Annotated in this window: 26 protein-coding genes; 13 read left to right on the forward strand and 13 right to left on the reverse strand. The window is 66.6% G+C overall.

The window, feature by feature from the left end; genetic code table 11:
* Positions 1-25: 25 nt before the first annotated feature.
* The 7 genes from L1080_RS13160 to L1080_RS13190 form a co-directional block, all read right to left on the reverse strand.
* Entirely contained in the window at positions 26-1,000 is a 975-nt protein-coding gene (locus L1080_RS13160) for a carbohydrate kinase family protein (protein WP_250777110.1), read from the reverse strand.
* Between the two features lie 174 nt (positions 1,001-1,174).
* Entirely contained in the window at positions 1,175-1,525 is a 351-nt protein-coding gene (locus tag L1080_RS13165) for a HesB/IscA family protein (protein WP_109329195.1), read from the reverse strand.
* A 190-nt stretch (positions 1,526-1,715) separates the two neighbouring features.
* Positions 1,716-1,976, reverse strand: a complete 261-nt coding sequence (locus tag L1080_RS13170; protein WP_250777111.1) for a hypothetical protein — start codon at positions 1,974-1,976, stop codon at positions 1,716-1,718.
* A gap of 125 nt (positions 1,977-2,101) precedes the next feature.
* Positions 2,102-2,656, reverse strand: coding sequence for a copper resistance CopC family protein (locus L1080_RS13175; protein ID WP_250777112.1), 555 nt, complete (start codon positions 2,654-2,656; stop codon positions 2,102-2,104).
* 138 nt (positions 2,657-2,794) lie between these two features.
* A complete protein-coding gene (locus L1080_RS13180) occupies positions 2,795-3,235 on the reverse strand; it encodes a class I SAM-dependent methyltransferase (RefSeq protein ID WP_250777113.1) in 441 nt (146 codons plus the stop codon).
* Between the two features lie 257 nt (positions 3,236-3,492).
* On the reverse strand, positions 3,493-4,527 hold the full coding sequence (locus L1080_RS13185; RefSeq protein WP_250777114.1) for a cation diffusion facilitator family transporter: 1,035 nt from the start codon (positions 4,525-4,527) through the stop codon (positions 3,493-3,495).
* Positions 4,524-4,976, reverse strand: coding sequence for an ArsR/SmtB family transcription factor (locus L1080_RS13190; RefSeq protein ID WP_250777115.1), 453 nt, complete (start codon positions 4,974-4,976; stop codon positions 4,524-4,526). The genes L1080_RS13185 and L1080_RS13190 overlap by 4 nt, the downstream gene beginning before the upstream one ends.
* Positions 4,977-5,115: 139 nt before the next feature.
* Between L1080_RS13190 and L1080_RS13195 the strand changes: the two genes are divergently transcribed.
* Positions 5,116-5,772, forward strand: coding sequence for a DUF3043 domain-containing protein (locus L1080_RS13195; protein ID WP_250777116.1), 657 nt, complete (start codon positions 5,116-5,118; stop codon positions 5,770-5,772).
* Positions 5,773-5,789: 17 nt separating this feature from the next.
* On the opposite strand, the gene L1080_RS13200 is transcribed toward L1080_RS13195, so the two are convergent.
* Positions 5,790-6,005, reverse strand: coding sequence for a hypothetical protein (locus L1080_RS13200; RefSeq protein ID WP_250777117.1), 216 nt, complete (start codon positions 6,003-6,005; stop codon positions 5,790-5,792).
* Positions 6,006-6,105: 100 nt separating this feature from the next.
* Here L1080_RS13200 and cobU point away from each other — a divergent pair, with 100 nt between their 5' ends.
* From cobU to L1080_RS13215, 3 genes are read left to right on the forward strand one after another with little or no spacing between them, the layout of a single operon-like run.
* On the forward strand, positions 6,106-6,753 hold the full coding sequence (gene cobU, locus L1080_RS13205; RefSeq protein ID WP_250777118.1) for a bifunctional adenosylcobinamide kinase/adenosylcobinamide-phosphate guanylyltransferase: 648 nt from the start codon (positions 6,106-6,108) through the stop codon (positions 6,751-6,753).
* Positions 6,750-7,847 carry a nicotinate-nucleotide--dimethylbenzimidazole phosphoribosyltransferase gene (gene cobT / locus L1080_RS13210; RefSeq protein ID WP_250777119.1) on the forward strand — a complete coding sequence of 366 codons (1,098 nt, stop codon included), beginning with the start codon at positions 6,750-6,752 and terminating at the stop codon, positions 7,845-7,847. The genes cobU and cobT overlap by 4 nt, the downstream gene beginning before the upstream one ends.
* A gap of 2 nt (positions 7,848-7,849) precedes the next feature.
* Positions 7,850-8,590, forward strand: coding sequence for an adenosylcobinamide-GDP ribazoletransferase (locus L1080_RS13215; RefSeq protein ID WP_159921639.1), 741 nt, complete (start codon positions 7,850-7,852; stop codon positions 8,588-8,590).
* Positions 8,591-8,612: 22 nt separating this feature from the next.
* Here the strand turns inward: L1080_RS13215 and L1080_RS13220 are convergent, their stop codons facing one another.
* Both L1080_RS13220 and gcvT read right to left on the reverse strand, forming a co-directional pair.
* Positions 8,613-9,716, reverse strand: a complete 1,104-nt coding sequence (locus tag L1080_RS13220) for a branched-chain amino acid aminotransferase (RefSeq protein WP_250777120.1) — start codon at positions 9,714-9,716, stop codon at positions 8,613-8,615.
* A 61-nt stretch (positions 9,717-9,777) separates the two neighbouring features.
* Positions 9,778-10,878 (reverse strand): glycine cleavage system aminomethyltransferase GcvT, encoded by a 1,101-nt coding sequence (gene gcvT, locus L1080_RS13225; RefSeq protein WP_159921635.1) that lies wholly within the window; start codon positions 10,876-10,878, stop codon positions 9,778-9,780.
* Between the two features lie 122 nt (positions 10,879-11,000).
* Between gcvT and L1080_RS13230 the strand changes: the two genes are divergently transcribed.
* Positions 11,001-12,518, forward strand: a complete 1,518-nt coding sequence (locus tag L1080_RS13230; protein ID WP_250777121.1) for a leucyl aminopeptidase — start codon at positions 11,001-11,003, stop codon at positions 12,516-12,518.
* Positions 12,519-12,586: 68 nt separating this feature from the next.
* Here L1080_RS13230 and L1080_RS13235 read toward each other — a convergent pair whose 3' ends face one another.
* Complete coding sequence (locus L1080_RS13235) at positions 12,587-12,928, reverse strand: oxidoreductase (RefSeq protein WP_109329171.1); 342 nt, start codon at positions 12,926-12,928, stop codon at positions 12,587-12,589.
* A 327-nt stretch (positions 12,929-13,255) separates the two neighbouring features.
* On the opposite strand from L1080_RS13235, the gene sucB reads away from it, so the two are divergent.
* The 5 genes from sucB to L1080_RS13260 all read left to right on the forward strand — a co-directional run bounded on the left by sucB (position 13,256) and on the right by L1080_RS13260 (position 18,717).
* A complete protein-coding gene (gene sucB, locus L1080_RS13240; RefSeq protein WP_159921631.1) occupies positions 13,256-15,010 on the forward strand; it encodes a 2-oxoglutarate dehydrogenase, E2 component, dihydrolipoamide succinyltransferase in 1,755 nt (584 codons plus the stop codon).
* A 96-nt stretch (positions 15,011-15,106) separates the two neighbouring features.
* Complete coding sequence (locus tag L1080_RS13245; protein WP_159921629.1) at positions 15,107-15,997, forward strand: TIGR01777 family oxidoreductase; 891 nt, start codon at positions 15,107-15,109, stop codon at positions 15,995-15,997.
* A gap of 47 nt (positions 15,998-16,044) precedes the next feature.
* Positions 16,045-16,824, forward strand: coding sequence for a lipoyl(octanoyl) transferase LipB (lipB, locus tag L1080_RS13250; RefSeq protein ID WP_159921627.1), 780 nt, complete (start codon positions 16,045-16,047; stop codon positions 16,822-16,824).
* A gap of 51 nt (positions 16,825-16,875) precedes the next feature.
* Positions 16,876-17,886, forward strand: coding sequence for a lipoyl synthase (gene lipA, locus L1080_RS13255; RefSeq protein ID WP_250777122.1), 1,011 nt, complete (start codon positions 16,876-16,878; stop codon positions 17,884-17,886).
* A gap of 72 nt (positions 17,887-17,958) precedes the next feature.
* Positions 17,959-18,717: a DUF4191 domain-containing protein gene (locus tag L1080_RS13260; protein WP_109329163.1), complete on the forward strand. Its 759-nt coding sequence runs from the start codon at positions 17,959-17,961 to the stop codon at positions 18,715-18,717.
* An 86-nt stretch (positions 18,718-18,803) separates the two neighbouring features.
* Here L1080_RS13260 and L1080_RS13265 read toward each other — a convergent pair whose 3' ends face one another.
* A complete protein-coding gene (locus tag L1080_RS13265) occupies positions 18,804-19,280 on the reverse strand; it encodes an RDD family protein (protein WP_159921625.1) in 477 nt (158 codons plus the stop codon).
* A 212-nt stretch (positions 19,281-19,492) separates the two neighbouring features.
* Between L1080_RS13265 and glnA the strand changes: the two genes are divergently transcribed.
* Positions 19,493-20,929: a type I glutamate--ammonia ligase gene (glnA, locus tag L1080_RS13270; protein WP_109329159.1), complete on the forward strand. Its 1,437-nt coding sequence runs from the start codon at positions 19,493-19,495 to the stop codon at positions 20,927-20,929.
* 222 nt (positions 20,930-21,151) lie between these two features.
* Here glnA and L1080_RS13275 read toward each other — a convergent pair whose 3' ends face one another.
* On the reverse strand, positions 21,152-21,886 hold the full coding sequence (locus tag L1080_RS13275) for a GAF and ANTAR domain-containing protein (protein WP_250777123.1): 735 nt from the start codon (positions 21,884-21,886) through the stop codon (positions 21,152-21,154).
* Positions 21,887-22,053: 167 nt separating this feature from the next.
* Between L1080_RS13275 and L1080_RS13280 the strand changes: the two genes are divergently transcribed.
* Together L1080_RS13280 and L1080_RS13285 are read left to right on the forward strand one after the other, a co-directional pair.
* The gene (locus L1080_RS13280) at positions 22,054-23,031 is read left to right on the forward strand and encodes an antibiotic biosynthesis monooxygenase (protein ID WP_250777124.1); all 978 of its coding nucleotides are present in this window, start codon (positions 22,054-22,056) and stop codon (positions 23,029-23,031) included.
* 48 nt (positions 23,032-23,079) lie between these two features.
* Positions 23,080-24,144, forward strand: a complete 1,065-nt coding sequence (locus L1080_RS13285) for a DUF2332 domain-containing protein (protein ID WP_250777125.1) — start codon at positions 23,080-23,082, stop codon at positions 24,142-24,144.
* Positions 24,145-24,212: the final 68 nt, after the last annotated feature.

Raw genomic sequence — 24,212 nt, forward strand, 5'->3', positions numbered from 1 at the left:
CACTCACGAGCGGCGGAGCCGCCTCTTACGGGAGAAACGCCGCAATCTCGTCGGCCGCGGTGGAGCCGTACGCATCGGCCAGTCGTTTGACTGCCTCGTCCCGGTCGAAGGTCCACTCCTGGGTTCCCATTGTCTCCAGGACGAGCACGGCGACGAGCGATCCCAGCTGGGCGGAGCGCTCGAAACTCAGGCCGGCGCTGTGCGCGAGGAGGAATCCTGCCCGGAATCCGTCGCCGACACCGGTGGGGTCGACCTTGCCCTTCTCCGGTACGACGGTGACCCGGGTATGGGTGCCGTCCGACTCGACGATGTCGACGCCCTTCGAACCCAGGGTGGTGACCCGGACGCCGACCTGCGCACGAATCTGCTCCTCGGACAGCCCGGTCTTCTGCTGGAGCAATCCCCATTCGTACTCGTTGGTGAACAGGTACTTGGCGCCTCGGATCAGCGCCGTTGCCTCGTCACCGTTGAGCCGGGCCAGCTGCTGCGAGGGGTCGGCCGCAAATGGAATGTTCTTCTGCCGGCACTCGTCCGTGTGGCGGATCATCGCGGCGGGGTCGTTGGCGCCGATCAGCACCAAGTCGACACTTCCACCGGTTGCGGTGACCTCGTCGAGCTCGATCTCGCGAGCCTCGCTCATTGCGCCGGGGTAGAACGACGCGATCTGCGCCATGTCCTCGTCCGTGGTGCAGACGAACCGCGCGGTGTGCGCCGTCGTGGAGATCCGAACGGCGGTGCAGTCGACGCCGTTGCTCTCGAGCCACTCACGGTAATCGGCGAAATCGGCCCCCACGGCGCCGACGAGGAGCGGCGAGCCGCCCAGGACACCCATGGCGTACGCGATGTTGCCGCCCACTCCCCCACGCCGGACCACGAGGTCATCGACCAGGAAACTCAACGAGATATGGCTGAGCTGATCGGCGAGCAGTTGCTCGGCGAACCGGCCAGGGAACCGCATCAGGTGGTCGGTGGCGATGGAACCGGTTACCGCAATTGTCACGGGCGGATGCCTTTCGGTGAGTTCGGGCGGGATTTCTCACCGTACCCGCAGTACCACCCATGATCGGGTGGGAGCACGGCGAGGTGGACAGTGGTGTCCGGACACCAAAAAGTCTGACACGGAACCTGAGCTCCGCATCAGACTTTTCGATTCAGTTGTCGGCCGGCCCGGGACTCAGTTGAAGGAGTCGCCGCAGGCGCAGGACCCGGTGGCGTTGGGGTTGTCGATGGTGAACCCCTGCTTCTCGATGGTGTCGACGAAATCGATCGACGCACCTTCGACGTACGGCGCGCTCATCCGGTCGACGGCGAGGGCTACGCCGCCGAAGTCGACGATGAGGTCGCCGTCGAGGTTGCGATCGTCGAAGAAAAGCTGGTAACGCAGTCCTGCGCAGCCGCCGGGTTGCACGGCGATACGCAGTGCGAGGTCGTCACGACCCTCCTGATCGAGCAGCGCCTTTGCCTTGGCGGACGCAGCCTCGGTCATCTTGACGCCGTGGGTGGCGGTCTCGTTCTGCACAGTCATGGGCTCTCCCTGTAGTTCGTAACAAACCCGTGAACGCTTCAACGGTACTCCGCGCCCGACTTATTCCCGGGTTTCATTGCCTCTGCGGCGCGACCGCACAGCAATCACCGTCCATGGTATCCGACGTCGCGATTTCCGGTTACTACCGAAGGGGTTCCCATTAACTGACGCCGTGCCCCCACAGCCGTCGTCAGAGAGAATTGATCCCCTGTAGGACGAGTGCTGCCGCGGCCGGAATCAGCATTCCGAGACCGATTGATGCGAATGTGGTAGCGCTCGCGCGGTGGGTGCGGGTGCTGAACATGCTCATCCCGGCGAAGCCAATCACGGCCGCGAGGAAGAAGAGGTAAATCGGGGGCAGAACCAGCAGGCCCAGGAGGCCGGCGGCAACGGCGATCACCACCCAGGACCACCGCAGATCCTCGACCTCGAGCTTCGCTACCGTCCACATCGTCAGCACCTCGCTTGTACCCGAAGTTTACCGAGATCGGGCCGTCCAGCGGAGGCCGAAAACACGACCGGCCGTCCACCCCGCCGGATGTCGACGGGGTGGACGGCCGAGTACGAACCGTGAGGTTATTTTCGGGTGTTCGGCTTTCTGGCGAGCATGAACGTGACCGCGCCGCCGAGGACCACCACACCGATCACCAGCAGGATCCAGACGGGGAATCCACCGGACTCCACCGCTCGCTGTGCTTGGGAGGTGTTCGCAGCCGTGGTCGCCGAAAGCGCTGTACCGGCGGCAGGAGTAGCCGAAGCCTGGGTGAGGTCGAAGGTGTAGGTGCCGGCGATCGGATGACCGTCGGAGGAGACGACCCGGAACGCGACGGTGTACTGCCCGGCAGCGCCGAGACCGTCGAGGTCGACGCTCAGGAGCCGACCGTCGACGACCGGCTCGGAGCGCCCCCACCGGGCGCCGTCGGAACCCACCACGGTCAGGGCGGCGAAATTCGGTTGAATGTCCTGGTTGAACACCAGGGTGACGTTGTCCGGGGCGGCATCGATCTGGGCGCCGTCGGCCGGGTTACTGCTTTCGAGCGCGGCATGAGCCATTCCCGGGCCGGCGGTCAGAGCGGCGCAGGCGAAGACCGCGGCCGCGACGAGGACGGCGCGGGTGAACCAGGAAGTCATGTGTTTCTTCATTTCTTTTGGTGTCGAGCACAGTCACCGATCGGCGAAGGCAGCGCGCTGGCAAGAAGGTCTTCCAGGGGAGCAGCGAGCTTTCGGACCGGGATAGGTCTCGAGCCGGGAGCGCCTGAAAATCGTGGATCAGGGTCGTGTTGCCTGAATGTAATGCAGGCGGGGCCAGCGGTCACCGCTCCCGGTAACCACGAACCCGGCGCCGCGAACCGAACCGGCCAATTCGTGGATCGGATTGTGCTGCATCGCATGCCCGCTCACAGCTCCGACGAAGTGGTTGGCGATGCGGTTGCGCGGTGGCCGGAAGTCGGCGATCAACAGCCTCCCGCCGGGCCTGAGTACCCGGAACGCCTCTGCGAGCGCCTTCGCGCGCAGTTCGGTCGGAATGTGATGAATGGCCAGGCTGGAGATCACGAGGTCGAAAGACGCGTCCGGCTGGGGAAGGTCTTCGGCACCGGCGATCACGAAGGTGCAGTTCGCCAGGGCTCGCCGGGCCGCGTACTCGATCATCGGCGGTGACGGATCGATGCCCACCACTCGCCCACCCGGACGCACCACGCCGGGCTGCACGGCGGGAGAAGATGCCGGTTCCGCAACCGATGTCGAGCACCTCATCCCCCGGCTTCGCACCGGACAGCGCGACCAGGCCGTCGAAGACCCGGCGACGGAAACCACCGAACCCCGCTGCGGAGAACCACTCGTATAACCGGGCGCGCCGAATCAGTCCTCCGCTCGAGTGGTCGGCGTGTCCGTAAGATCCGCCGAGCAGTCGTTGACCGAGTCCCATGACGACTTTCCCTTCGGTGAGCTACCCCGGCCGACGCGCATCAGGGCGCGCCGACGACAACGTGTTGGTGGGCGGGGTAGGCATGGACGAGTGCGGTGGACAATTTCGGCACCGCATGGGTCAAGGTGTGCTCGGCCTCGTGCGCTAACCGGTGCGCCTCGGCCAGGCTGATTTCGGGGTCGATGTCGAGCTCGACGTCGGCATGCAGACGGTGCCCGATCCACCGCATCCGCACGCTACGCACCTCACGCACCCCGGGTTCTACGGACAACGATCCCTCGGCGGCGTCGACGAGTTCCGGATCGACCCCGTCCATCAAACGGCGGAACACGTCCCGCACCGCGGTGCGCAGGACCGCGAGGATCGCCACGGTGATGACCAGTCCGACGATCGGGTCCGCCAATGGGAAGCCCAGGGCCACACCCCCCGCGCCGAACAACACGGCCAGGGAGGTGAAACCGTCGGTGCGTGCGTGCAATCCGTCGGCGACCAGGGCGGCGGAGCCGATCTGGCTGCCCACCCGAATGCGGTAGAGGGCGACGAGTTCATTACCGACGAATCCGACGAGGCCTGCCACGGCAACCCACCCGACGTGCTCGATCGAAACCGGGTTGATCACTCGCCGCACAGCTTCGACTCCGGCGATCACCGCGGACAGCGTGATCATCGCGACCACGAACAGCCCCGCCAAGTCCTCGGCCCGCCCGAACCCGTAGGTGTAGCGGCGAGTGGCCGCCCGACGCCCGAGCGCGAACGCAATCCACAACGGAATCGCGGTCAGTGCGTCGGAGAAGTTGTGCACCGTGTCCGCCAGCAATGCGACCGAACCCGACACGGCGACGATCACCAACTGAGCGATCGCGGTGACACCCAGCGCGACCAGGCTGATCTTCACCGCCCGAATGCCGATCTCGCTCGATTCGAGGGCGTCGTCGACACTGTCCGCTGCGTCGTGACTGTGCGGGGCGAACACTTCCCGCACCGCCGCCCGGAACCGGCCCCCACCCTCATGCCCGTGACCGTGGCCGTGGCCGTGACCGTGGGTGTGAGTCGGTGGTTTCGGTGCGTGACTCATGCCTGGCCACCTTCCGCACGTGCGGGAGCCGGAATATCGGCACCTGCCGAAGACGGAGCCCGACCCGACTTTCGCTCGGGATGCAGAATCCGCAACTCGTCACCGGTGCGGTGATGCCCCGGAACACCCGGCCCGGCATGCTCCGCATTGAACACCGCGTCGGTCACCAACTGGCGGATGTGATCATTCTCCAGCCGGTAGATCACCTGGGTGCCTTCCTTCCGCGTACGCACCAAACGCGCCATCCGCAGCTTCGCCAGATGCTGCGACACCGACGGGGCGGGCTTTCCCACATGCTCGGCCAGGTCATTCACCGACAACTCTCGATCCACCAACGCCCACAGCACCTGGACGCGGGTGGAATCGGCCAGCATGCGGAAGACCTCGACCACCAGATCAACCTGATCGTCCGGCAAGCGCCGACGGCATGAACCTTTATCTGCATTCATACGCAGATAGTAACGCACCCGTCTACCGAAAGCCGGGCAAGTCCTCACACCCACGAAGCCTTCGCCCGCCCGAGGCCACCCCGCATTTCGGTGCGAGGGCAGTTTTCCTCGTGGCCGCGTCTTCCCATAGGCTGGAAGAGTGAAATTGCTACGCCGCGGTGATTCGGACAATTCAGACAAGCGGGATGCCGAGACGGTCGCGCCGTCCACGGCACCGGAACCCGAGTCTGCCGAACAGGTCGGCAAGGGCCGTCCGACTCCTAAACGCCGCGACGCGGAAGCGAGGCGGCGAGGACCTGTGGCACCGGCACCTCTGACAGCGAAAGAGGCGCGGGCACGCCGCAAAGCCACGCGGGGCAGCAAGGAAGAACGCAAGATCGCTGCCGCGGAACGGCGGGCCACGGCGTCCGAGCGGCGCGCCCGCATGCTCGCCGGGGAGGACAAGTACCTCCTGCCGCGCGACAAGGGGCCGGTCCGCGCGTATGTCCGCGACATCGTCGACGCCCGGCGCAACCTCGTCGGACTTTTCATGCCACTGGCGCTGGTACTGATCATGGCGATGTTCGTCAGCCCCGCCCTGCAGGCGATCGTGACGCTGGCGATGCTCGTGATGATGCTGTTCATGGCCGCAGAAGGCGTGTGGCTGGGTCGCAAGATCAACTCCCGGGTGCGCGAGCGCTTCCCGGATACGATCGACGGCGGCTTCAAACTTGGCTGGTATGCGTTCGTTCGGGCGTCGCAGATTCGTAAGCTTCGCGCTCCGAAGCCCCGGGTTCGTCCGGGCGACGCGATCTAGGACTCACCCTCTTTGCGTCAGTGATGCGGCGCGCGGTGCGACTCGGCGAGTAGTCGGCCGAGTTCGGCGTCGTGGCCATCCGACTGATCCGCAGGCGGGGCTGCCGGCCGGAAAAAGTTGTCGCGGAAGCTGCGGCGAAGCCACGGGCGTGGCGTGCCCAGGCGTTTCCCGGCGAACATCACGGCCGCGTTCAGCGCTACCAAGAGCGCTACGAGGGCGAGGAACTCAGTCATGGCTGAAAGTCTCCGCTCGACTACTTCCGGCCAACAGTGGCGCAAATGACGATGTACGTCAGAATACTGCCAAATTGTCGGGTTGGTAGCGTTGGGGTCCGTGCCCCCTGCCGAGCCCCCGAACCGACCGGATCTCCCCCACAGGTCCTCGCGAACCCTAGTTCTCGGCGGCGCACGATCCGGGAAGTCGGCATACGCCGAACGGCTGGCGCACACTCTCGCGGGTACCGAATCGGTCCGCTACCTCGCCACCAGTCGCCGTGATCCCAGCGATGTCGATTGGGAGGACCGCGTCGAGCAGCACCGAGTCCGCCGTCCCGCCACCTGGACCACGATCGAGACTGCCCCGGGCCGCGACCTCGCCGAACAATTGCGGTCGTCCACCGATGCCCCTGTCACCCTGGTGGACGATCTGGGCACCTGGCTGACCGTGGAGTTCGACGCCGCCGGCGCCTGGGATCTGCCGCGAGGCACCCTCGCAGGCGAGGTGGAGGAACTGGTCGCGAGCGTCCGGGACTACGCCGGTGACCTCGTCCTCGTGACACCGGAGGTCGGCCTCGGGGTCATCCCGGAGACCCGCTCCGGACGCCTCTTCCGCGACGAAATCGGCGCCCTCAACGCCCGGCTGGCCGAGGTCTGCGATCGGGCAGTCCTCGTGGTGGCCGGGCTGACCATGACCCTGAAAGACCTACCCGCCGCGAATGCATCCGGGACAACAGTTCCCAGTCGAACGAGAGGCCAAGCGTGACGAGCGAGTCCGTGAGCAACGACCCCGGTCGGTTCGATCCAGTTTCCCCGCCGGACGACACGATCCGCCGCACGGCCGAAGCCCGTCAGCTGCAGCTCACCAAACCGGCCGGCTCACTGGGACGGCTCGAGGTACTCGCATGCTGGGCATCGGCATGCCAGGGAATATGTCCGCCCGCACCTTTCGAGCGGGCCCGCGTCGTGGTCTTCGCCGGGGATCACGGAGTCGCGCGCACCGGGGTGTCGGCGTATCCCCCCGAAGTGACGGCGCAAATGGTCGCCAATTTTCTCGGCGGTGGGGCCGCGGTCAACACTCTCGCCGACCGAGCGGGTGCCAGTGTGCGCGTGGTCGACATGTCGGTCGACGGCGACACCGATCCGACGGTGTCGGCGTACAAGGTGCGGCGCTCGTCGGGGGTGATCGACCGCGAGGACGCACTCACTACCGAAGAGACCCTACGGGCGATCGAAGCCGGACGCTCCATCGCGGACTACGAAATAGACTCCGGCGCTGATCTTCTCATCGCCGGAGACATGGGAATCGGCAACACCACCCCTGCCACGGTGCTCATCGCGGCGCTGACGGACACCGAGCCCGTCGCAGCGGTGGGCCGGGGAACCGGTATCGACGACGCCGGGTGGATACGAAAGACGGCGGTGATCCGCGACACCCTCCGCCGCGCTCGGCCCGTCGTCCGTGACACGGTGGCCTTGTTACGCACCGTGTCGGGCGCGGACATCGCAGCGATGGCAGGTTTTCTCGCGCAGGCGTCCGCGCGCCGGACGCCGGTGATCCTCGACGGCGTCGTCGTCACGGCCGCTGCCATGGTTGCCGAGGAACTGGCCCATGGCGCCCGCGCGTGGTGGCTCGCGGGACACCGGTCGACCGAACCGGCACACACGATCGCCCTGAAACACCTGCAGCTGGACCCTCTCCTCGAACTCGACATGCGCTTGGGTGAGGGGTCGGGCGCGGTGGCCGCACTACCGATCCTGCAAGGCGCCGTCGCCACACTCGCATTCATGGCGACGTTCGACGAGGCGGGAGTCAGCACCGGCGACGTCACCGAGGCCGACGTCGCCGACGTGGACTGATCGTGTCTGGCTTGTTGCTGGCGTTTTCCTGGTTGACCGTGCTCCCGCTCCGCGGCCCCGACAGCGTGGACCGTGCGGCAGGCGGGCGCGCGATCCGATATGCACCCGTGACCGGTGCGGCTCTGGGCGTGTTCGCTGCCGGCCTGCTGTGGCTCCTGGTGTCGGCAGGACTGAACCCGGCCCTGGGAGGACTGTTGACGGTCGGGGCTCTCGCGCTCGCCACTCGTGGCATGCACATCGACGGGTTGTCCGACACGGTCGACGGTCTCGGGTGTTACGGGCCGCCGGAACGCGCAAAGGCTGTGATGCACAGCGGCGGCGCAGGCCCGTTCGGCGTGTGTGCCCTGCTGATTTGCCTCGGGACACAGGCTCTTGCTTTCGGTTCACTCGCCGTTGCAGGACAGTTCGGGGCCGTAGCAGTCGCCGTGGCGACCGGGCGGGTCGCCGTCGTATTCGCTTGCCGCCGTGGAGTTCCGGCTTCCGCCACCGAAGGTTTCGGCGCACTCGTTGCCGAAACGCAGTCGTGGTGGACGGCGTTCGCCTGGACGGTCCCGCTGCTAGCAGCAGCGGCGTGGTGCGGCCCCGACTGGTGGCACGGGATCATCGTCGTCGCGGTGACTCTCGCCCTGTCGGCTCTGTTGGTGGCGCACTGTGTCCGCCGGTTCGCAGGCGTGAACGGTGACGTGCTGGGTGCCGCGATCGAGATCACGGTTGCGGCCTCAGCGGTCGGTTTCCTCCTCTGAGCGACCGCCGAGAAGCCCCGATTCAGCGCAGCTTGTGCATCCAGCCGTGGGTGTCGGCGAACGTGCCACGCTGAATCCCGGTAAGGGTGTCCCGAAGGGCCATGGTGACCTCTCCCGGCTCCCCGTCGGCGACGACGAACTCGCCCTCTGCCGACTTGACCCGCCCCACCGGGGTGATGACTGCCGCGGTGCCGCAGGCGAATACCTCGGTGATCTCTCCCGACAGGGTCTTGGTTCGCCATTCCTCGGTGCTGATACGACGTTCCTCGACTGCGAAACCGGCGTCGGTTGCCAGGGTCAGCAGCGAATTCCGGGTGATGCCCGGAAGCAGCGAGCCGGACAGCGAGGGTGTGACGAGGCGGGCATCGGAACCGGACCCGTAGACGAAGAAGAGATTCATTCCGCCCATTTCCTCGACGTATGCACGTTCGAGGGCGTCGAGCCACACCACCTGATCGCAGCCTTCGTCGGCCGCCTGCGCCTGGGCGAGAAGCGAAGCCGCGTAGTTGCCGGCGAACTTGGCCGCGCCGGTTCCTCCGGGAGCCGCGCGCACGTACTCCGTCGAAAGCCACACGCTGACCGGTTTCACCCCGCGCGGGAAGTATGCCCCCGCAGGCGAGGCGATCAGGAGGTAGCGGTACTCGTCGGCCGGCCGGACCCCCAGGCCGGCCTCGGTGGAGAACATGAAAGGACGCAGATACAGCGCATCCTCACCGCCGGCGGCAGGCACCCACTCGTGATCGACGTCGAGGAGTTCGGTGATCGACTTGACGAACAACTCGGCGGGAAGTTCGGGCATCGCGAGCCGACGAGCCGAGGTGACGAGTCGTTCGGCGTTTGCCTCGATGCGGAACGTCGCGATGCCACCGTCCGGCTGCCGGTACGCCTTGAGTCCCTCGAAGATGGCCTGCCCGTAGTGCAGCACCATGGCCGCCGGATCGAGTTGGAGCGGACCGTAGGGTTCCACCCGGGCGTCGTGCCAACCGTGGACGGCGGAGTAGGTGATCGACACCATGTGGTCCGTGAAGTACCGACCGAATCCGGGCGCCGCCAATATCTCTCGCCGCGCCTCATCCGAGGCGGGGGAAGGATGCGGGACGCGAATGAACTCGGTGACACCTGTCATGCCGGTGATCCTATCGAACGCCTCCTGCTCCCCAGCGCCCGAGAGGGTCGACCCGCAGCGGCTACTTGGTGCTGGTCTTCACGAAGGGCGGAGACACGACCTCCGCCCGCAACGCGCGTCCGCGCACATCCACGTCGACAGCGTCACCGGCCGCGACACCGGCATCCGAATCGAGCAGAGCGAGGGCGATACCGACCTTGAGTGTGGGCGAAAAGGTGCCCGACGTGGTCTCGCCGATCGGCTCACCGTCGCGGAGGACGTTCTGCCCTGCTCGCAGCACCCCGCGGTCGAGCGCCTTGATGCCCCACAGCTTGCGGGCGGGTCCGGCAGCCTTCTCGTCGGCCAGGGTTTCCTTGCCCCAGAACTTCGGCTTGTTCCACCCGATCGCCCATCCGCACCGTGCCTCCAGCGGAGAAATTTCCAAGGACAACTCGTGACCGTGCAGCGGATATCCCATTTCGGTCCGCAAGGTGTCGCGGGCGCCGAGACCCGCGACCTGACCACCGCGGGTCCGAACCTGCTCGACCGCGGCCCGGAACAATTTCTCGCTGTCCTCCCAGCGGGGCAGGACTTCGAATCCGATTTCGCCGGTGTACCCGCTACGGCACACCCGCACGGGCACGCCTTCCCACGTGGCGTCCGCGAAGCCCATGTACTCGATGTCGGTCGGCAGGCCCAGCGCGGCGAGCACTTCCGGCGACTTCGGCCCCTGAACTGCGATGACACCGAAATCGCGGTGGCAGTTGTCGACGGTGACACCTTCGGGCGCCTTGGCCGCCAGCGCCGCGACCACGTCAGCGGTGTTGGCGGCGTTGGGGACGAGAAACACCTCTTCGGCGCTCACGTAGTAGGCGATCAAGTCGTCGATCACTCCGCCGGAGGGGGTACAGCAGAGCGTGTACTGCGCCTTACCGGGGCCGATCTTGTCCAGATCGTTGGTGAACGCGGAGTTGACGAAAGCTGCGGCTCCCTTGCCGCGCACGAGAGCCTTGCCCAGATGACTGACGTCGAACACGCCCACCGATTCCCGCACGGCAGTGTGCTCGGCGACGACCCCCGCATACGACACGGGCATCTCCCATCCACCGAAGGGCGCGAACGTGGCCCCGAGTTCGACGTGAACGGCGTGAATCGGCCCTTGCGAGAGTTGCTCCTCGGTCATGGCCACAAACCTATCGGACCCCGCAGCACCCCGCGTCGGTGACGGCACACGCGCACTACCATCGGGACGAGCGCCGGACCGGCCCGGCACGACCCGAACCCCGAACTGCTTCAGGAGACACCGTGAGCACTCGCACAGCTCGACCCCTCGGACCACAACTCGCCCTTGCAGGCACTGTCGGCAAGCGGGTGGACGTGCTGGTGATCGGGCTGACGTCCACGTCGAACGGCCCCGAGATCGCGCTGGGCGACGGCATCGTCGACGAATCGGTCCTCGCCGGACTCCTCGACCGTTTCGTCGCGGTCGGAGCCAAGGGCAAGGCGGAGGAGACCACGCGTATCCCCGCTCCCGACACGCTCCCGGTCGACAGCGTCCTCGCGGTCGGGCTCGGCGGCGCCGACAAGCTCGACGCGGAGCAGATCCGCCGGTCCGCGGGGGCGGCGGCCCGCTCACTCGGCGGTGTCGATACCGTCGCCACCACCCTGTCGTCGTTGGATCTCGGCGCCGCGGCCGAGGGTTTCGCGCTCGGCGCGTACCGATTCACGGAGTTCAAGTCGGCGAAATCCGCGCCCGGACCGGAGGCACAGCCGGTCTCGCGGGTCGAGCTTCTCGTGTCGTCCCCCCGCGCGAAGGAAGCCAAGGAGACGCTGGCCAGGTCGGCCGCGATCGCCGAGGCCGTCGCCACCGCACGCGAATTCGTCAACACTCCCCCGAGCCACCTGTTTCCGGCCGAATTCGCCGAGCGCGCAAAGACTCTCGGCACAGAGTCCGGGCTGAAGGTCGAGATCCTCGACGAGAAGGCCTTGGAGAAGAACGGGTTCGGCGGGATCCTCGGCGTGGGCAAGGGGTCGTCGCGCCTTCCTCGACTGGTCCGGCTGAGCTACTCGGCGAAGAAGCGGAACGCCCCCAAGGTCGCGCTCGTCGGCAAGGGCATCACGTTCGACACGGGCGGCATCTCGATCAAGCCTGCTGCGGGCATGGAGAACATGACCTCCGACATGGGCGGCGCGGCAGCAGTCGTCGCCACGGTTGTCCTCGCGGCGAAACTCGGACTGCCCGTCGACGTCATCGCCACCGTGCCGATGGCTGAAAACATGCCCTCGTCCACCGCCCAGCGTCCCGGTGACGTACTGACCCAGTACGGCGGGACCACGGTGGAGGTCATCAACACCGATGCCGAAGGGCGCCTGATTCTCGCCGACGCCATCGTCCGCGCCTGCGAGGACGACCCCGATTACCTCATCGACACCGCCACTCTCACCGGCGCGCAGGTGGTCGCGCTCGGCACTCGTACACCCGGCGTAATGGGCACCGACGAATTCCGGGACCGGGTCGCGTCGATCTCGCAGGCGATCGGCGAGAACGCCTGGGCGATGCCGCTCCCCACGGAGCTGCGTGCGGACCTGGATTCGAAGGTCGCCGACCTCGCCAACGTCACCAACCACCGCTGGGGCGGCATGCTGGCCGCGGGGCTGTACCTCAAAGAGTTCGTCGCCGACGGCGTCCAGTGGGCACACATCGACGTCGCCGGACCGGCCTACAACTCGTCGGGCCCGTGGGGGTACACCGGGCGTGGCGGCACCGGAGTCCCGGTGCGCACCATGATTTCGGTGATCGAGGACATCGCAGCCAACGGCTAGGCGCTCCGCGCTCGTGCGCCTTTCTGGTTGTCGCCGCTACCAAAAAGGCGCACGGGCGGCGAAGCCGCCTAGAGGTCGCGTTCCCGCTCGCGTCGGCGTTCGATGCGCCGCCGCGCGTCGTGGTCGCGCATGCGCTGCGGGTAACCGGTCTTGCGGACGTCGTAGACGGGGATCTGCAGATCTTCGCCGAGCTTGCGGGCGCCCCGCTCGCCGCCGACGCGGCGCCGGGTCCATTCCCCGTCGGCGGCGACCAAGACCACGGTGACCTCGGTCACCGTGGTCTGCGGTTCCACATAAGCCTCGACGCCGAGGTGAGTTCGCGCCCAATTCGCCAGATAGGAAGCGTCCTCGGGCGATGCCTGGGATCGGCGGCCCGGTCGTGGCCGCGAGAAACGGTCGAACAACCCCACGTCGGGCCTCCTCGGAAGCGTGCGCCGGTCGGTGCCGGCACGGTTCCCCCAGTTTGCCAGGCAACTTCCGCTCGGTGCCGCGATCGGAAACTACTCGCCAGTAGGGCGAACGTCGCGACACACCCGAGCCGACGTGGGGGAACCCTCGACGGACGCGCGCCTCCGATCAATGGAAAGATGTGGAGCGCCGACACAGCGAGTGGGTGACGACGAATCGGAATTACCTGCGAGTAGCCGCAAGATATGTGCATCTCGAGCACAATGGTTCACGACCACAAGTCGACAAAATTCAACAACCCGAACACAACTGTCGAGGAGTCAAAAGACATGGCCTTCTCCGTCCAGATGCCAGCGCTTGGTGAGAGTGTCACCGAGGGAACTGTCACGCGATGGCTCAAGCAGGAAGGAGACACGGTCGAAGTTGACGAACCCTTGCTCGAAGTCTCCACGGACAAGGTGGACACGGAGATCCCGTCCCCCGTGGCCGGCGTGCTCAGCAAAATCGTCGCTCAGGAAGACGACACCGTGGAAATCGGTGGCGAGCTTGCCGTGATCGGTGACGACGGTGAAGCGCCGTCGTCCGACTCCGCACCCGAGCCGGCCGCGGAAGAGCCGGCCGAAGAGCCGGCCGCGGAACCCGCTCAGGAGGCACCGGCCGCCGAATCCGCACCGGCTTCGTCCGGCAACGGAAGCTCCGACGGCACCCCGGTGACGATGCCCGAACTGGGCGAGTCGGTCACCGAAGGCACCGTGACCCGGTGGCTCAAGGCCGTCGGTGACGAGGTTGCCGTCGACGAGCCGCTCGTCGAGGTCTCGACCGACAAGGTCGATACCGAAATCCCGTCGCCCGTGGCAGGAACCCTCCTCGAGATCAGCGCGCAGGAAGACGACACGGTCTCGGTCGGCGGTCAGCTCGCCGTCATCGGATCCGGCGCTCCCGCCGCGAAGCCTGCTGCGGCACCCGAGCCGACCCCGGAGCCCGCAAAGGCAGAGCCGAAGCCGGAACCTGCGAAGGCAGAGCCGAAGCCGGAACCGAAGCCCGAACACAAGCCTGAGCCCGCGAAGGCGGAGCCCGCCAAGAGCGCACCGGCACCCTCGGCCGCGACGTCGGCACCCGCTGCACCGTCCGGCGACAGCACCCCGTACGTCACTCCCCTCGTCCGCAAGCTCGCCGCGGACAACGGCGTCGACCTGTCCTCGATCACGGGCACCGGCGTCGGTGGACGCATCCGCAAGCAGGACGTCCTCGCGGCGGCGGAGGCCAAGAAGGCTCCCGCAGCAGCACCGGCATCGGCCCCCGCGGCGGCCGCCTCGGCACCGGCGCCCACCTCAGCCGGAGTCCGCCCGGAGCTGGCCCACCTGCGCGGAACGACGCAGAAGGCCAACCGTATTCGCCAGATCACGGCGACGAAGACGCGGGAGTCGCTGCAGACTACGGCGCAGCTCACCCAGACCTTCGAGGTGGATGTCACCAGGATCGCCGCACTGCGTGCGCGGGCCAAGAACACCTTCCTCGAGCGCGAGGGCGTCAAGCTCACGTTCCTCCCGTTCTTCGCGAAGGCTGTCGTCGAGGCGTTGAAGTCGCACCCGAACGTCAACGCCAGCTACGACGAGGCAAACAAGCAGATCACCTACTACGACGCCGAGCACCTGGGCATCGCGGTCGACACCGAGCAGGGCCTGCTCTCCCCGGTGATCCACAACGCCGGTGATCTGTCGCTCGCCGGGCTGGCCCGCGCCATCGCCGACATCGCCAAGCGCGCCCGGTCCGGTGGCCTCAAGCCCGACGAGCTGTCGGGTGGCACGTTCACCATCACGAACATCGGTAGCCAGGGCGCCCTGTTCGACACCCCGATCCTCGTGCCCCCGCAGGCGGCGATGCTCGGTACCGGCGCGATCGTCAAGCGCCCGGTCGTCGTGACGGACGAGTCCGGCAGCGAATCCATCGGCGTCCGCTCGATGTGCTACCTGCCGATGACGTACGACCACCGCTTGGTGGACGGCGCCGATGCCGGACGCTTCCTGACCACGGTCAAGCATCGCCTGGAGGAGGCTTCGTTCGAGGCTGATCTCGGCCTGTAGTTCGCGGAGCACACCGAGTCGGTTCGGTTCGGATTCGCGCAGGGGCACCATTCATTCCGGAATGGTGCCCCTGCCTTGTGAAGGAGGCTGTTGCACATGCGCGTTGTCATCGCCGGCTCCTCGGGGCTGATCGGAACTGCACTTGTCTCGTCTCTACGTGGCGACGGCCACGACGTCGTCCGGCTGGTGCGGCGGGCAACGGCCGGACCCGACGAATCGCGGTGGGATCCGCAGAAGGACCGGCTCGACACGGCGATCCTCACCGACGCCGACGCGGTCGTGAATCTGTGTGGTGTCGGCATCGGTGACAAACGATGGACCGGGGCGTACAAACAACTGATCCGGGACAGCCGCATCGCAGCCACCGACGTCCTGGCCGAGGCGGTTGCGGAGGCTCGCGTCCCCGCGTTCGTCAGCGCCAGCGCTGTCGGCTACTACGGCGACACGGGCAATACCGTCGTCGACGAAAGCTCGCCATCGGGTACCGGGTTCCTCGCCGACACCTGTCGCGACTGGGAGGCGGCCGCAGCTCCTGCGGTCGCGTCGAACGTCCGGACGGTTCTGATCCGCAGCGGGATCGTCCTCTCACCGCGGGGTGGGCTGCTCGGCAAGCTGCGGCGGCTGTATTCGATCGGCCTCGGTGGACGCCTCGGGGACGGCCGCCAGTACCTGTCATGGATTTCGCTGGAGGACGAGGTGGATGCCATCAAGTTCCTCCTCGCCCGCGACGACGTCGACGGACCGGTCGATCTCACCGGGCCCGCACCCGTGACCAATGCCGAGTTCAATAGTGCGGTGGCGCGGACCCTGCACCGTCCGGCGCCCTGGATCGTCCCGGGTTTCGCCTTGAACGCACTGCTCGGCGAGTTCGCGAGAGAAGGCATCCTGGCGGGCCAGCGCGCCATCCCCACCGTTCTGGAGGCGTGCGGCTTCTCTTTTCGCCACAACACGATCGGTGAGGCACTCGATGCCTGCCTCGTGCGGTGAAGGAGGTCACGTCCGCGGCAACTCGAGCCGGGCGTAATCTCTAGCACATGAGCAGCGTGCCACTTTCCGCCCGTTTCAGCCGCGACCCGATCACCGTCGAGAATCTCGGCCTGATCGATTACGTCGATGCATGGAATCGTCAGCGTGAGCTCGCTGCCCAACGCGCGGAGGACATCGGCGCCGATACGCTGCTGCTCCTCGAGCACCCGCCCGTGTACACCGCCGGGCGTCGGACGCAACCCGAGGACCTGCCGAGTGACGGCACGCCCGTGATCGACGTCGACCGCGGCGGGAAAATCACCTGGCACGGCCCCGGCCAGCTCGTCGGCTACCCGATCCTGAAGCTCGCCGAACCGGTAGACGTCGTGAAGTATGTGCGCCGCCTCGAGCAGGCACTGATCACCGTCTGCACCGACCTCGGCCTGGACTGCGGCCGGGTCGAGGGTCGTTCCGGTGTGTGGCTGGCTGCCTCCCTGACCGAGGGGCAGTGGCTACCGGAGCGCAAGATCGCCGCCATCGGCGTCCGAGTGCAGCGGGGCGTCGCTTTGCACGGCTTCTCGCTGAACTGCAACTCGGTCCTCACGGGTTTCGACAACATCATTCCCTGCGGCCTCCGCGACGCCGGGGTCACCACGCTTTCGCACGAACTCGGCCGCGACGTGACGGTCGACGAGGTCACTCCCGCCGTGACCGAAGCGGTCCTGGCCGCACTCGACGGCACTCTGCCGATCACCGATCACGACATCGAACGGGTCGAGTTCGACGCTGCCGCGGCCGCCCAGCGCTCTTCGTCGACCCCCACCTTCACTACTGTTCAGTACGGCTGACGGGCGTCCCCGGCCCGCCGGGTACCTCGGGCCGGGCGTACCATCGTCTGCGTGACTGTGGCCCCAGAAGGACGCAAATTGCTCCGCCTCGAGATCCGAAACGCGGAGACCCCGATCGAACGCAAGCCGAACTGGATCAAGACGAGAGCGAAGATGGGCCCGGAATACTCCGAGCTCAAAAGCCTCGTCAAACGCGAGGGCCTGCACACCGTCTGCGAAGAAGCCGGCTGCCCCAACATCTACGAATGCTGGGAAGACCGCGAGGCCACCTTCCTCATCGGCGGGCAGCAATGCACCCGCCGCTGCGACTTCTGCCAGATCGACACCGGCAAACCCGACGACCTCGACCGCGACGAACCCCGCCGCGTCGCCGAGTCCGTCCAGGCCATGGGCCTGCGCTACTCGACCATCACCGGTGTCGCCCGCGACGACCTCCCCGACGGCGGCGCCTGGCTCTACGCCGAAACCGTGCGGCTGATCCACCAGCTCAACCCCGGCACCGGCGTCGAACTGCTGATCCCGGATTTCAACGCCAAACCCGAGCAACTCGCCGAGGTGTTCGCCACCCGCCCCGAGGTCCTCGCCCACAACGTCGAGACCGTGCCCCGCATCTTCAAGCGCATCCGCCCGGCGTTCCGCTACCAGCGCAGCCTCGACGTGATCACCGCCGCCCGCGAAGACGGACTCGTCACCAAGTCGAACCTGATCCTGGGAATGGGTGAAACCCCCGACGAGGTCACTCAGGCGTTGCACGACCTGCACGACGCCGGCTGCGACATCATCACCATCACCCAGTACCTGCGGCCCTCGCCGCGGCATCACCCCGTCGAGCGGTGGGTCAAGCCGGAGGAATTCGTGGCGCACTCCACCACCGCCGAAGAGATCGGCTTCGCCGGCGTGATGGCCGGACCACTGGTCCGCTCCTCCTACCGGGCCGGCCGCCTGTACGCGCAGGCGATGGCCCACCACGGCCGTGAACTGCCCGCCGGGCAAGCACATCTCGCGGAGGGCGGCAGTGCGTCACAGGAGGCGAGCTCCCTCATGGCCAGGCTCGCACGGTAACGCGAAGCGACGACGTCGACCAACACCGGACGGGTCATCGGTCCCGAGTGTTGGGGACGTATCCTGAACAGCATGGCGAACGGCAGTAAATCTGGTAAAGCGGGCAAACCCGGCAAGGAAGCGAAAGCAGCCGCCAAGGCAGCTCGCAGGCAGGCATCGAAGGAGCGTAGAACCCAGCTCTGGCAGGCCTTCCAGATGCAGCGCAAGGACGACAAGCTGCTGCTGCCGCTCATGCTCGGGACCCTGGTCGGACTCGCGGTGGTGTTCTTCCTCGTCGGTCTGATCTGGGGCATCCAGTGGCTTCTGCTGCCCATCGGTCTCCTGCTCGGCGTCCTCGGAGCGTTCATCATCTTCGGCCGGCGTGTGCAGAAGACTGTGTACGGAAAAGCCGAAGGGCAGGCGGGCGCCGCGGCGTGGGCGCTCGACAACATGCAGGGTGCCTGGCGAGTGACGAGCGCTGTCGCAGGTACCACTCAGCTCGATGCCGTGCACCGAGTGATCGGACGCCCCGGCGTCATCCTCGTCGCCGAGGGATCACCGCAGCGGGTCAAATCGCTACTCGCGCAGGAGAAGAAGAAGACCGCTCGACTCGTCGGTGACACGCCGATCTACGACATCGTCATCGGCAACGACGAGGGGCAGGTACCGCTCTCGCAGCTGCAGAAGTACCTCAACAAGCTCCCGAAGAACATCGACACCAAGCGCATGGACGCTATCGAGTCGCGTCTCGCGGCGTTGAGCAGCCGGAGCGGCGGTGCCGCACTACCCAAGGGCCCCATGCCGGGCGGCGCCAAGATGCGCGGGGTGCAGCGCACCATCCGTCGTCGCTGAGTTCGCCTCTGTCACACAAGCCCGATGCCGGGCCGATGCAGCTCGACTGCATCGGCCCGGCATCGGCGTTTTCGTCGAGGTCGGAGTCAGCGTGTGCGCACGAGGGCGGTGCCGGTGGCGCGGTCCTGCATGCCGCGGCCGTCGACATCGGTGATGGTGCCCGGCACGACGAAGACGAGCAGGGCCTGACGCACCAGCGCACGGACGAAGCCGACACGCACGGGGCCGTCCACCCGCGCCACCCGTATTCCCAGGCACAACTGCCCGGGAGTGAAGGAGAACAAGGTGACGGCGGCGATCCCGACGACGAACCACACGAGCAACGTGACGCTCGACAACGGGCCTTCGAGTGGATTGTCGCCGATGATCAGCGCGGCCACGCCCGCCGACGACACCCAGTCGATCATGAGGGCCGCCAGACGGCGGCCGGTGCCGACGAGCGCGCCGGGCCCGTCCGCCGGCAGCCCGAGGCGTTCACCTCGATAGGACTGTTGCGCCTCAGCTGCCCCGTTCGGCAGGGCAGCCGAGGGTCCGGAGAGCCAGGAGCCGGTGATACGTGCCATGCTGTCCAGGATAGGCGTCGCCGCTCGGGGCACCTCACACTGGCGTTCGGGCCTGTGTGCGCAGTCACACCCGGCCGCAAAAGCCCAGGACGTTGCGACGCGTAACATGCCGGAAACAAAAGGTTGACCAGCGGGCAACACCAGGTCCATACCGTCTGGCACGACGAATTCGCCAATATCTACTTGGCTGAAGCGACTTAAGGAGCACAAGCGTGGCGTTCACCACGGCCGAAGAGGTCATCAAGTTCATCGCGGACGAGAACGTCGAGTACGTCGACATTCGGTTCAGTGACCTTCCCGGCGTCCAGCAGCACTTCTCGATCCCGGCCTCTGCGTTCACCCAGGATGTCTTCGAGGACGGCCTCGCGTTCGACGGTTCGTCCGTCCGCGGCTTCCAGTCGATCCACGAGTCGGACATGATGCTCCTCCCCGACGTCGCTACCGCGCAGATCGACCCCTTCCGTGCCGCCAAGACACTGAACGTGAACTTCTTCGTCCACGACCCGTTCACGCGTGAGTCCTACAGTCGCGACCCCCGTAACGTCGCCCGCAAGGCTGAGGAATACCTGAAGTCGACGGGCATCGCCGACACGGCGTTCTTCGGCGCCGAGGCCGAGTTCTACATCTTCGACTCGATCCGTTACGACTCGCAGATGAACGGCTCCTTCTACGAGATCGACTCCGTCTCCGCATCCTGGAACACGGGCGCCGAACTCAACGCCGACGGCAGCCCCAACCTGGGCTACAAGGTCCGTCCCAAGGGTGGCTACTTCCCCGTCGCACCGTACGACCACTACGTCGACCTGCGCGACGAGATCTCGACCAACCTGCAGAACGCGGGCTTCGAGCTCGAGCGCGGTCACCACGAGGTGGGCACCGCCGGTCAGGCCGAGATCAACTACAAGTTCAACACGCTGCTCGCAGCCGCAGACGACCTGCAGCTGTTCAAGTACATCGTGAAGAACACCGCGTGGAAGCACGGCAAGTCCGCCACCTTCATGCCGAAGCCGCTGTTCGGCGACAACGGCTCGGGCATGCACGTCCACCAGTCGCTGTGGAAGGACGGCAAGCCGCTGTTCCACGACGAGGCCGGCTACGCGGGTCTGTCCGACATGGCACGCCACTACATCGGCGGCATCCTGCATCACGCTCCGTCGCTGCTCGCGTTCACCAACCCGACCGTCAACTCGTACCACCGCCTGGTGCCGGGCTACGAAGCCCCCATCAACCTGGTGTACAGCCAGCGCAACCGCTCGGCGGCCGTGCGTATCCCGATCACCGGCAACAACCCGAAGGCCAAGCGCCTCGAGTTCCGTGCCCCCGACTCCTCGGGTAACCCCTACCTGAACTTCGCGGCGCAGATGATGGCCGGCCTGGACGGCATCAAGAACAAGATCGAGCCGCAGGCTCCGGTCGACAAGGACCTCTACGAGCTCCCGCCGGAGGAGGCCCGCAACATCCCGCAGGCCCCCACCAGCCTGTCGGCAGTGATCGACCGCCTCGAGGCGGACCACGACTACCTCACCGAGGGTGGCGTGTTCACCTCCGACCTGATCGAGACCTGGATCTCGCTCAAGCGTGAGCAGGAGATCGCTCCGGTCAACCTGCGGCCGCACCCCTACGAGTTCCAGCTATACTACGACGTGTAAGTCGTAGGTTCCCGCCTTCGCGCGGATCGTTTCTCCGACGAGCCCATCCGTGGTCTCGGCTGCCTGCAGCCGATTCCCGCGGATGGGCTCGTTCGTCTCTCCTGTGGCACACCTGTTTCACTCCAGGCGACTCGGGTAACCGCCACACCAGGCGTTCCAGTGTTCCGGACCATTGGATCGTCCAGGCGGCGCCGGTTCAGAAGTCGAGGCGGCGCCGCCGCCTCACCCTTCCTGCAGCGTCCGAAGCATCTCCTCGGCGATGACGCGCAGCTTGATGTTGCGGTTCTTCGACTCGGTGACCAGAACCTGGAACGCCTCGTCGGCGGAGACCCGGCGGGCCGCCATGATGGCACCCTTCGCCTGCTCGATCACCGCACGCGACTTCATCGCCGTCTCCAGTTGCTCACCACGCCTGCGCGCCTCCTCGAGTCGCGAGGCGTCGTCGAGGGCGTAGCGGACGGCAACGAGAAGCACGTTGAGGACGGCGGCATCTGCCCTGGTGAAACCGTGTGCCTCCCGGCTGTATACATTTAGTGCGCCGAGGTACTTTCCCTCGAGCAGTATCGGCGCGGACAGGTAGCTCGCGACACCCAAGCGCCGGGCGCTGTGTGCGAACGACGGCCATCGCCGTGTCGCTTCTTCGGAATCGGCCCGCGTGATCGTCTGCGTGCGGGCAGCTTCGAGACACGGCCCGTCGCCGGCGTCGTACTGGACACGATCCACGTCGACGACCAAGCGGTCGGTGGCGGCTCTCGTCGTGGCATCTCCGTTGTCCAGAAGGACTGTGACGCCTGCCAGATGGGCGCCCGGCACCAGGGCGAGGGCCTCGCGGCTGACTTCTTCGAGGAATCGGTCCGTTCGCCCCGCCGAGTCCAGTTCTGAGTACAAGCTGTGGAGCGCATCCTTCAGCGCGTCGAACTGGCGATCACCGAGTCCGTTCCCACTCACTCCGCTCATCGTGCACCTTCCGTGATTCTCCGACCCTCCATTATTCGTCACCGCGGCGGCCGTGGATGGGAGGACTTCCAGAAGTACGGGAACCTCCTCGCTGCCACCGAGACCGGCGATATGATCCGGAAACCCGGCCACACACTGCCTTGGGCCGAACCGATGGGGGTGAACGCGTGCCTCGCTCCGCCCGCGATCCGGCGCAATCGCCGGTGTCGATCATCTTCCGACGCAGGATCGACGACGCCAGTTTCGACGAGTACCTGCGCTGGGAGCACCGCTCAGCCGAAATCCTGTCGGGTCGTCCAGGATTCATCGATCAGGACATCATCCCGCCGTCACCGCCCGTGCAGGACGACTGGGTAACGGTCCAACGGTTCACCACGATCGACGACGCCAGAGCATGGCTGGACAGTGCCGAACGGACTACCCTCGTCGCGAAGATCAAGCACACATTCATCGGCAACGAGGACGTCCATCTGCTCACCGGTGAACAGACTGCCGCGCAGGCTGCGTCGTCGGTGGTCATCTCCTGCCGCATCGATCCGGAGGACGAGTCCGCCTTCATGGATTGGCAGCGTCGGATTTCCGCCGCCGAGGCCCGGTTCACGGGCTTCCGGGGGCACAAGGTGGAGCGGCCTGTCCGCGGCGTCACCGACGATTGGACGATCGTCCTCAGCTTCGACACCGAAGAGAATCTCGAGCGATGGATGAACTCGGCAGAGCGCGCCGAACTTCTCGAACAGGGGGCGCGCTTCAATCAGAACCTTCGAGTCCGCAGGGCCAGTTACGGTTTCGACTTCTGGTTTCGCGGGGCGAAAGGCGAACAGTCCGCGGAGGTTCCGGTTGCGCGGAGCAACCTCCTGGTACTCCTCGTCTTGTATCCGATGGTGGTGATCTGGGGCCACTTCGTCAGTGCACCGCTCATCGAGGCTCGCGGTGTCCCCGTTGCCATCGCGCTGTTCATCGGCAATGTCGTCACCACCCAGCTCTTGGGGTGGTGGGCGGTTCCGGCCGCCTTCAAGGCGTTCGGATGGTGGATGGACCCAACGATTTCTCCTCGCCGGCGCAATATCGGATACGCCCTGATGATCGCCTTGTTCGGTGTCTCGATCGCCGTGTCTACCCTGCTTTTCGCCATTCCCACCACCTGATGTTCCGGGGAAGTGAGCGCCGAGCTCGTCCAAGAGAAAGTCGGGATCGTGAGTAGGGCCCGCACACTCGCTCAGGTGTACCGAGACTTCGGTGAGGTCGATGCCGCCCCGACATCGCCGCTGTACCATCGCATCGCCGTCGCCCTGAGCGAGTCCGCGGAAGCGCTGCGCGCGATCGAGGCCGCGCCGGCGCGCAAGCGGCACCCCACGGTCATTCTCGCCGCGCTCCACGACCTCGCGCTCGCCGGACACGCCCCCGCGCTCGCCGCCGCCTATGCCGCCGCGGACCGCGACGCTGCCGTCGGCGCGGCGATCGACACGCTGATGCACATGACCGACTCTGTGGTGGCCACCGCCGTGCGCCGGACGATGCGGGCCGATGACACCGGTCACTGCACTGTGCTGTATCCCGCCATCGCTGAGGCTGCAAGCCGGGTGGGTGCGGAGAGGGTTGCGCTGATCGACGTGGGCTGTTCGGCCGGGTTCGATCTCACCGTCGATCGCGTCGGCATCACCTACAGCAACCGACAATTCCTGGGCGACCCGTCATCTCCGGTACAGCTGTCGTCCTCGATCGTGGGAGATCGCCCCCTCCCGCCGCGGGCGATGCCCGAGGTTGTCGCCCGGGTGGGCATCGACCTCGATCCGGTCGACGTGACCGACGCGGACGAAGCCCGCTGGTTACGCGCCTGCGTGTGGCCGGACCAGCCGGAGCGGGTCGCCAGGCTCGATGCGGAAATCGCGCTGGCGGCGACGGAGCCTCCGCTGCTGCTCCGAGGTGACGCCGTCGAGGTTCTGCCTGAGGCCTTCGCCCGTGTGCCCGCGGACGCCCTGCCCGTCGTGACGACGACGTGGGCGCTGTCGCGCTTGTCCCTCGAAAGCCGCGTGCGCTTCCTGCACCGCCTCGGCGACGCAGCTGCCGGCCGGGTTGTGGTGTGGGTGTCGGCGGAGGGAGTCGGGGTCGCGCCGTCCATACCGACGCTCGGCGATCGCCGCGCCTCCGGCCACAGCATCATCGGGCTGGCTGTGTTCGACGCGTCGACTCTGCGCGCCGAGGCCATCGGCCGCTGCTGGTCGCGGGGCCGCTTGCTGTCCTGGCTGACCGGCTCCTGATGTTCTGACCGAGTGAGCGACCGTCCTGCCGAGATCGACGACCCCTGCCCCGACTGACCGCGTACAAC

The organism is Rhodococcus sp. MSC1_016, assembly GCF_023667485.2.
Taxonomy (GTDB): Bacteria; Actinomycetota; Actinomycetes; order Mycobacteriales; family Mycobacteriaceae; genus Rhodococcus_F; species Rhodococcus_F oxybenzonivorans.

Bases quoted from the DNA above. Each gene is read 5' to 3' on its own strand.
- L1080_RS13190 (WP_250777115.1), bottom strand. From the start codon at position 4,976: ATGAATGCAGATAAAGGTTCATGCCGTCGGCGCTTGCCGGACGATCAG.
- L1080_RS13260 (WP_109329163.1), top strand. From the start codon at position 17,959: ATGGCGAACGGCAGTAAATCTGGTAAAGCGGGCAAACCCGGCAAGGAA.
- L1080_RS13265 (WP_159921625.1), bottom strand. From the start codon at position 19,280: ATGGCACGTATCACCGGCTCCTGGCTCTCCGGACCCTCGGCTGCCCTG.
- lipB (WP_159921627.1), top strand. From the start codon at position 16,045: ATGAGCAGCGTGCCACTTTCCGCCCGTTTCAGCCGCGACCCGATCACC.
- L1080_RS13220 (WP_250777120.1), bottom strand. From the start codon at position 9,716: ATGACAGGTGTCACCGAGTTCATTCGCGTCCCGCATCCTTCCCCCGCC.
- L1080_RS13275 (WP_250777123.1), bottom strand. From the start codon at position 21,886: ATGAGCGGAGTGAGTGGGAACGGACTCGGTGATCGCCAGTTCGACGCG.
- L1080_RS13200 (WP_250777117.1), bottom strand. From the start codon at position 6,005: ATGACTGAGTTCCTCGCCCTCGTAGCGCTCTTGGTAGCGCTGAACGCG.
- L1080_RS13165 (WP_109329195.1), bottom strand. From the start codon at position 1,525: ATGACTGTGCAGAACGAGACCGCCACCCACGGCGTCAAGATGACCGAG.
- L1080_RS13170 (WP_250777111.1), bottom strand. From the start codon at position 1,976: ATGTGGACGGTAGCGAAGCTCGAGGTCGAGGATCTGCGGTGGTCCTGG.
- gcvT (WP_159921635.1), bottom strand. From the start codon at position 10,878: ATGACCGAGGAGCAACTCTCGCAAGGGCCGATTCACGCCGTTCACGTC.
- sucB (WP_159921631.1), top strand. From the start codon at position 13,256: ATGGCCTTCTCCGTCCAGATGCCAGCGCTTGGTGAGAGTGTCACCGAG.
- L1080_RS13185 (WP_250777114.1), bottom strand. From the start codon at position 4,527: ATGAGTCACGCACCGAAACCACCGACTCACACCCACGGTCACGGCCAC.
- L1080_RS13245 (WP_159921629.1), top strand. From the start codon at position 15,107: ATGCGCGTTGTCATCGCCGGCTCCTCGGGGCTGATCGGAACTGCACTT.
- L1080_RS13175 (WP_250777112.1), bottom strand. From the start codon at position 2,656: ATGACTTCCTGGTTCACCCGCGCCGTCCTCGTCGCGGCCGCGGTCTTC.